Consider the following 6359-nt stretch of genomic DNA (forward strand, 5'->3'; position numbering starts at 1 on the left):
TGCTTTCTTACGCCGCCCATACCGCAGGTGGAGTACGCCGCGGCGGCACCCTCACTCCACCCGGGGGCGGACCAGGCCGGATTCGTACGCGATTACCACCAATTGGGCCCGGTCGCGGGCCCCCAGCTTCGCCATCGCCCTGTTCACATGGGTCTTGACGGTCAGCGGGCTGACCACCAGGCGCTCGGCGATCTCGTCGTTGGAGAGGCCGCCCGCGACGAGCACCAGCACCTCGCGCTCCCGGGTGGTCAGGGCCTCCAGACGCGCGGAGTATTCGGCGGCGCCGGGTCCGTCCTCGTCCGCACCGCCGCCCTGGGCGAGGAACGTGGCGATCAGCCCCTTGGTCGCGGCGGGCGACAGCAACGCCTCACCCCCTGCCGCGATCCGGATGGCATTGAGGAGTTCCTCCGGTTCCGCGCCTTTTCCGAGGAAGCCCGAGGCGCCGGCCCGCAGCGACTGCACCACGTACTCGTCCACCTCGAAGGTGGTGAGCATGACCACGCGGACGTCGGCGAGTTCGGGGTCGGCACTGATCATCCGGGTCGCGGTGAGCCCGTCGGTACCGGGCATCCGGATGTCCATCAGCACCACGTCGGCGCGGGTCGAGCGGGCCAGTTCCACGGCCTGCGCCCCGTCCGCCGCCTCGCCGACCACCTGCATGTCCGGCTCGGAGTCGACCAGCACACGGAACGCGCTGCGCAGCAGCGCCTGGTCGTCGGCGAGCAGGACCTTGATGGCCGGTGTCATGCGCGTTCCCCCGTCCGGCCCGCCGCGTCCGGCTGATCCGGCTCCTGCGCACGGGCCTTGAGGGGCAGGATCGCATGGACCCTGAATCCGCCGCCGTAACGGGGTCCGGCGGTGAGGGTGCCTCCCAGTGCGGTGACGCGTTCACGCATGCCGAGGAGGCCGTGGCCGCCGCCGGCGGGGTCGCTGCCGCCCCCGGCCGTTCCGCGGCCGTTGTCCAGCACCATGATCTCGACCGTGTTCCCGACCCGCACGACGCTGATCTCGGCCTTCGCCCCCGTACCCGCGTGCTTGCGCACGTTGGTGAGCGCCTCCTGGATGACCCGGTATGCGGCCAGGTCCACGGCGGCGGGCAGGGGCGGGCCGTCCTTCGCCGCGCAGGCCACCTCGACGGGCAGCCCGGCCCGCCGCACGGTCTCCACGAGTTCGTCGAGTACGGCGAGGCCCGGGGCGGGTTCGGTCGGGGCCGTCGGGTCGCCGGACTGCCTCAGCAGCCCGACGGTGGCGCGCAGTTCGTTGAGCGCGGACCGGCTCGCCTCCCGGACGTGGGCGAGCGCCTCCTTCGCCTGGTCGGGGCGCCTGTCCATGACATGGGCGGCGACCCCGGCCTGCACGTTGACCAGGGCGATGTGGTGGGCGACGACGTCGTGCAGGTCGCGGGCGATCCGCAGCCGCTCCTCGGCCACCCGGCGCCGGGCCTCCTCCTCGCGGGTCCGCTCGGCCCGCTCCGCGCGTTCCCTGATCGCGTCGACGAACGCGCGCCGGGAGCGGACGGCGTCCCCCGCGGCGCCCGCCATTCCGGTCCAGGCGAAGATCCCGAGATTCTCCTGGCTGTACCAGGGGGCCGCGCCGAAGAACATCGCGGCGGCGGTGAGCACGGCCATGGTGAGCAGCCCGACCCGCCAGGTCGTCGGCCGGTCGGTGCGGGCGGCGACGGTGTAGAGCGCGATGACGGTGCTCATCACGACGGGGGCCGGCGGATCGGCCGTCACCAGTTCGACGACGGCCAGCACACCGGTGGCGGCGAGCACCGCCATCGGCCGGCGACGCCGCCAGACGAGGGCGAGGGCGCCGAGCGCCATCAGGACCACGCTGCCGGCCGCGGGGACGCGCGTGCCGAAGGTGGGCCCGTGGTGCGCGCCCGGATCGGCGAACGATCCGACGACCATGGCCACGTACACGGCCAGGGCGAGCGCGCCGTCCAGCGCGAGGGGATGGTCGCGCAGCCAGTCCCGGATGCGCAGGACCCCGGTTCCGAGGGTGGTCACGTCAAGCTACGTTACGGCGTGTCGCACGCACTTCCGTCCGCGCGGCCCAGGAGCCGTCCCGGGAGCGCCGCGCACGGCACCGTGCCCCGTGGACCGGAGGTGGTCCACGGGGCACGGGGTGCGGGTGCGGGTGCTGCCGGCTGCCGGCCGGTCAGCCGGGGATCAGCCCGTCGTCGCCGAGCATGGCGCGGACCTCTTCGAGGGTCGCGTCGGCCGACGGCAGGATCAGCTCGGACGGCTCCAGGGAGTCGTCCGGCAAGGGTGTGCCGAGTGCGCGCACCCTGGCGAGGAGCGCGTGGAGGGTCGAGCGGAAGCCGGGGCCGTCGCCCCTCTCCATTTCGGCGAGCAGTTCGTTGTCGAGCTCGTTGAGCTCGGCGAGATGACTGTCGGCCAGGACTGCCTGGCCCTCCCCCATGATCCGTACGATCATGACGCTGCCTTAATTCTTGTCGAACTTGTGCGGGGTCCGGTCCTGCTGCTGCTGGGCGGCGTCCTGCGGGCCGCCCTCGATGGCCTGCTGCGAGGTGGAGCCGCCGGCCAGCTCGGCCTTCATGCGCTGCAGCTCCAGCTCTACATCCGTACCACCGGAGATCCGGTCCAGCTCGGCGGCGATGTCGTCCTTCGCCGTGCCGGTCGGGTCGTCCAGGGCGCCGGAGGCGAGCAGTTCGTCGATCGCGCCGGCGCGCGCCTGCAGCTGCTGGGTCTTGTCCTCGGCCCGCTGGATGGCGAGGCCGACGTCGCCCATCTCCTCGGAGATGCCCGAGAAGGCCTCACCGATCCGGGTCTGCGCCTGTGCGGCCGTGTAGGTGGCCTTGATGGTCTCCTTCTTCGTACGGAAGGCGTCGACCTTGGCCTGCAGACGCTGGGCCGCCAGGGTGAGCTTCTCCTCCTCGCCCTGCAGCGTGGTGTGCTGCGTCTCCAGGTCGGTGACCTGCTGCTGGAGGGCGGCGCGGCGGGACAGTGCCTCGCGGGCCAGGTCCTCACGGCCGAGCGCCAGCGCCTTGCGGCCCTGGTCCTCCAGCTTGGACGTCTGGCCCTGCAGCTGGTTCAGCTGCAGTTCCAGGCGCTTGCGCGACGTCGCCACGTCGGCGACACCGCGGCGCACCTTCTGAAGCAGCTCCAGCTGCTTCTGGTACGAGTAATCGAGGGTCTCGCGCGGATCCTCGGCCCGGTCAAGGGCCTTGTTTGCCTTCGCGCGGAAGATCATCCCCATACGCTTCATGACACCGCTCATGGGCTTCGCGCGCCCCCTTCTGACTCAACCGGTCACCAGCACTCCGACAGAACCCACAGTACGGGCCCTGTCTCTATTACCGCACTGTTCGAGCGGCGATGGGGTCCTCCCCAAGGACGACTGCCACCGGTGACGGCTCCGGCCCAGGGAGTAGGTGACGGCCGGGGAAACCGGTGAGGACGCCCGTATCGTCCCGCTCGGACACCAGCGAGGACGCAGGCCGTTGCCGGATCGTTCCCGGCCGCCCTGGGGTCGGGGCGATCGACCCCGTACCCTTGGGCCTTGTGTTCCGTAGCCGCTCCAAGGAAGAGAAGGCCCCCACCGACAAGGTGACGGCGGACCTCTCCAAGACGTCCCGCGACCCGCAGGCTCCCAAGGGTCGCCCCACCCCCAAGCGAAGCGACGCCCAGTCGCAGCGCCGCCGTGCCTCCAGTGGGGCGCCGGCCGACCGCAAGGAGGCCATGAAGCGGCAGCGCGAAGCGCGCCGCGTCGACATGGCCAAGCAGCGCGAGGCGCTCGCCAGTGGCGACGAGCGGTATCTGCCGGCCCGTGACAAGGGACCGGTGCGCCGCTTCGTCCGCGACTTCGTGGACTCGCGCTTCTGCATCGCGGAGTACTTCCTGCCGCTCGCCGTGGTCATCCTGATTCTCAGCGTGATCCAGGTGCAGGGCATCCAGAACATCTCCCTGCTGCTCTGGCTCGGTGTGATCGTGCTGATCGTCATCGACTCGATCGGGCTCACGTTCCGTCTGCGCAAGCAGCTGAACGAGCGCTTCCCCGACACCCCCAAGCGCGGTGCGGTGGCCTACGGACTGATGCGCACGCTCCAGATGCGTCGCCTCAGGCTGCCCAAGCCGCAGGTCAAGCGCGGAGAGCGGCCCTGAGTACGGATCTTCCCGGTCCGGCCGGCGGTACTCCCGCGGGCCGGCCGGCCGATGCGGTCTCCCGGTTCTCGGGGGCTTCGTCGGTGTGGCTGAAGGGCCTCGGCGGACTGCGCAACACCGTGCGCCAGGAGCTGGTCGCCCGGCAGCTGGACGAACAGATCGCGGCGCGCTTCCCCGTCGGGCAGCGGCTGCGGATCCTCGACGTCGGCATGGGCCAGGGCACCCAGGCGCTGCGCCTCGCCCGGGCCGGCCACACCGTCACCGGTCTCGAGTCCGACCCCGAGATGCTGCGGTTCGCCCGTGAGGCACTCGCCGGCGAGCCGGCGGGCATCCGCGAGCGGGTCCGGTTCATCGAGGGCAACGGCCAGGACACCGGGGTCCACTTCCTGCCCGGCAGCTTCGACGTGGTGCTGTGCCACGGCGTGCTGATGTATGTCCAGGAACCGGACGCCATGGTGGCCGGCCTGGCCAGGATGCTCGCGCCGGGCGGACTGCTGTCCCTCCTCGTACGGAACGCCGACGCGCTGGCGATGCGGCCCGGGATGGCCGGGGACTGGGACGCGGCGCTGGCCGCGTTCGACTCGGACCGGTACACCAATCGCCTCGGACTCTCCGTCCGCGCGGACCGGCTCGACGCCCTCACCGCCACGCTCGCCGGGATCGCGGCGCCCCTGCACGCCTGGTACGGAGTGCGGATCTTCACGGACAACGTGGGCAACGACGTGGAACTGCCGTCCGCGGCGGAGCTGGAGCGGGTGCTGGCGGCGGAGGACCGGGCGGGGCGGACGGATCCGTACCGCGGCGTGGCCGCGTTGCTGCACCTGTGCGGGGTCCGGGGGTAGGGCCCTTCGTCCGGACCGGGCGCGACCGCGGACCCGCGCGGCCGCGCTCGACGGGCAGCCCAGGGGGTTGAACGTGACAATCCGGACATGGATGCCTTTCACTTCCGCGGCCGTGCGCGCCGGCTGCTGCTGCCCCTGTCCGCAGGCGTCTGCGCGATCGCGCTGGTGAGCGGTTGCTCCGACGCGGACTCCGGCGCCTCGAACGCCGCCGCCACGAGGTCCGGAGCGACCCAGCAGGGAACGGCCTCGAAGGCCACCGGCGATCTCGAGGACGACTACCAGTCCGTCATCAAGGACGTGCTTCCGTCCGTGGTGCAGATCGACGCCCCCCAGGGCCTGGGCTCGGGCATCGTCTACGACGCCAAGGGCCACATCGTCACCAACGCCCACGTCGTCGGCGACGAGAAGACCTTCAAGGTCACCGTGGCCACCGGCGAGAAGGTGCTGAGCGCCTCGCTGGTCGCCTCCTATCCCGAGCAGGACCTGGCCGTCATCAAGCTGGACGACCTCCCGGACGGGCTGAAGCCCGCGAAGTTCGGCGATTCGGAGAAGGTCGCGGTGGGCCAGATCGTGCTGGCGATGGGCTCGCCGCTCGGGCTGTCCAGCAGCGTCACCCAGGGCATCGTCTCGGGGCTCGGCCGGACCGTGAGCGAGAGCCGCGCGGGCGGCGGCACGGGCGCGACCATCGCGGACATGGTGCAGACCTCGGCGGCGATCAACCCGGGCAACAGCGGGGGCGCGCTGGTGAACCTGAGCAGCGAGGTCATCGGCATTCCGACGCTCGCGGCGACGGACCCCCAGATGGGTGACAGCGCGGCGCCCGGCATCGGCTTCGCGATCCCCGCCTCGATGGTGAAGACGGTGGCCGGCCAGATCGTCAGGAGCGGCAAGGTCACCGATTCCGGCCGTGCCGCCCTGGGCATCACCGGCCGCACGGTCGTCGACGACAGCTACCGGCCGGCGGGGGTGGCGATCGTCAGCCTGGAAGAGGGCGGCGCGGCGCAGAGGGCGGGGCTGCGGGTCGGCGACATCATCACCGCGGTCGGCGGCGCGTCCGTCACCACGATCACGTCCCTGTCCGAGGCGCTGGCCTCCGACAAGCCGGGCGAGAAGGTCACCGTGACGTATGTGCGCAGCGACGGGGAGAAGACGGCCGAGGTCACGCTCGGCGAGATCTGAGCCGGCGGGGACGGGCGGCCGGCGTCCTTCCCGGCCGGCGACGACGGCCGGTGCTCCTCGCGGCACGCGCCGGGAGGAGCACCGGCCGTCCTGGTCAGCTCGGTTCGGAGCCCGGCTCGGCGCTCGGTTCGGCGTCCGGCTCGGCGCTCTGTTCGGCCTGGAGGCTCATCGGGCCGTAGATCTTCGTCGTGTCGTCGAAGAGCGTCAC

General features: G+C 71.8%; 7 protein-coding genes. 3 read left to right on the forward strand and 4 right to left on the reverse strand.

Annotation, left to right across the window (positions count from 1 at the left end):
* Window positions 1-51: 51 nt before the first annotated feature.
* The 4 genes from E6R60_RS22295 to E6R60_RS22310 form a co-directional block, all read right to left on the reverse strand.
* Window positions 52-747 carry a response regulator transcription factor gene (locus E6R60_RS22295; RefSeq protein WP_136328394.1) on the reverse strand — a complete coding sequence of 232 codons (696 nt, stop codon included), beginning with the start codon at window positions 745-747 and terminating at the stop codon, window positions 52-54.
* Window positions 744-2012 carry a sensor histidine kinase gene (locus E6R60_RS22300; protein WP_136328395.1) on the reverse strand — a complete coding sequence of 423 codons (1269 nt, stop codon included), beginning with the start codon at window positions 2010-2012 and terminating at the stop codon, window positions 744-746. Before E6R60_RS22300 ends, E6R60_RS22295 begins: the two co-directional genes overlap by 4 nt.
* Before the next feature lie 151 nt (window positions 2013-2163).
* Window positions 2164-2442 (reverse strand): hypothetical protein, encoded by a 279-nt coding sequence (locus E6R60_RS22305; RefSeq protein WP_136328396.1) that lies wholly within the window; start codon window positions 2440-2442, stop codon window positions 2164-2166.
* 9 nt (window positions 2443-2451) lie between these two features.
* A complete protein-coding gene (locus E6R60_RS22310; protein ID WP_136328397.1) occupies window positions 2452-3234 on the reverse strand; it encodes a PspA/IM30 family protein in 783 nt (260 codons plus the stop codon).
* A 296-nt stretch (window positions 3235-3530) separates the two neighbouring features.
* On the opposite strand from E6R60_RS22310, the gene E6R60_RS22315 reads away from it, so the two are divergent.
* From E6R60_RS22315 to E6R60_RS22325, 3 genes are all read left to right on the forward strand, one after another.
* Entirely contained in the window at window positions 3531-4130 is a 600-nt protein-coding gene (locus E6R60_RS22315) for a DUF3043 domain-containing protein (RefSeq protein WP_136328398.1), read from the forward strand.
* Between the two features lie 89 nt (window positions 4131-4219).
* Complete coding sequence (locus E6R60_RS22320; protein ID WP_168713663.1) at window positions 4220-4972, forward strand: methyltransferase domain-containing protein; 753 nt, start codon at window positions 4220-4222, stop codon at window positions 4970-4972.
* Between the two features lie 87 nt (window positions 4973-5059).
* Window positions 5060-6151 (forward strand): trypsin-like peptidase domain-containing protein, encoded by a 1092-nt coding sequence (locus E6R60_RS22325; RefSeq protein WP_136328399.1) that lies wholly within the window; start codon window positions 5060-5062, stop codon window positions 6149-6151.
* Window positions 6152-6359 lie beyond the last annotated feature (208 nt).

The sequence above is a fragment of the Streptomyces sp. A0642 genome (assembly GCF_004795105.1).
GTDB lineage: Bacteria > Actinomycetota > Actinomycetes > Streptomycetales > Streptomycetaceae > Streptomyces.

Coding starts and splice junctions, on each gene's coding strand:
- E6R60_RS22295 (WP_136328394.1), bottom strand. CDS start 747: ATGACACCGGCCATCAAGGTCCTGCTCGCCGACGACCAGGCGCTGCTG.
- E6R60_RS22310 (WP_136328397.1), bottom strand. CDS start 3,234: ATGAAGCGTATGGGGATGATCTTCCGCGCGAAGGCAAACAAGGCCCTT.
- E6R60_RS22305 (WP_136328396.1), bottom strand. CDS start 2,442: ATGATCGTACGGATCATGGGGGAGGGCCAGGCAGTCCTGGCCGACAGT.
- E6R60_RS22325 (WP_136328399.1), top strand. CDS start 5,060: ATGGATGCCTTTCACTTCCGCGGCCGTGCGCGCCGGCTGCTGCTGCCC.